The sequence below is a fragment of the Streptomyces olivaceoviridis genome, from assembly GCF_014650115.1.
GTDB classification, from domain to species: Bacteria; Actinomycetota; Actinomycetes; order Streptomycetales; family Streptomycetaceae; genus Streptomyces; species Streptomyces olivaceoviridis.
Genome location: NZ_BMUI01000132.1, coordinates 1 through 573, shown reverse-complemented (window position 1 = coordinate 573; position 573 = coordinate 1). Strand labels below are relative to the sequence as shown.

Sequence of the window (573 nt, the reverse complement as noted above, 5' to 3'; positions counted from 1 at the left end):
CCGGGCCTCGCCCGGAGACGGGCCTCGACAAGCTCCGCAGGGCGGCCGCCACCCAACCTCTCGCCATCAACACAGCTGCAGGGGAGGCGATTAAGCAGTCGCCGTCGATGCCGACGACCCCGACCACGCCGGTGACGCCGTCGTCGTCGACGCCCCCGCGCGGCGGCAGCGTGTGGCGGAGCGTTTTCCACCCCGGGAGCAACCTGGCCACCAAAAGCCTCGGCGCCAACCTCTTCGACCGCCCGCAGCCCAACTCCCCCACCGTCTACGACTGGCTTTACAGCGACGAGACCAGGACCAGGAGCAACCACCGCTAAATAAGAGCCGTCGGCCGAAGAAGAAGAGAGGGTGCTCAACAACTTCTGCGACGCCGCCATGTTTGCTGCTCTTTTGGTTATCTAATCCTGCATAGCGTACGTTGCCGTCCGAGGCTGCATGTGGTTTGTCTTGAGCTTCGTACTACTGTCTACTAGTGCTTGTAACTTTCTTTTCTTATCCCGGTCTGCTCACTGCATGCTAGCGAGTGATGGGTGTGTATGTGTGTACTTTGTGTACGCTCCATGTGTAAATTCT

1 protein-coding gene is annotated in these 573 nt (G+C 60.2%); it reads left to right on the top strand.

What is annotated here, in order from left to right; translation table 11 throughout:
• Nucleotides 1-107 precede the first annotated feature (107 nt).
• Nucleotides 108-317 (top strand): hypothetical protein, encoded by a 210-nt coding sequence (locus IE273_RS45615; RefSeq protein WP_229888153.1) that lies wholly within the window; start codon nucleotides 108-110, stop codon nucleotides 315-317.
• Nucleotides 318-573: the final 256 nt, after the last annotated feature.

Bases quoted from the DNA above. Each gene is read 5' to 3' on its own strand.
- IE273_RS45615 (WP_229888153.1), top strand. From the start codon at position 108: ATGCCGACGACCCCGACCACGCCGGTGACGCCGTCGTCGTCGACGCCC.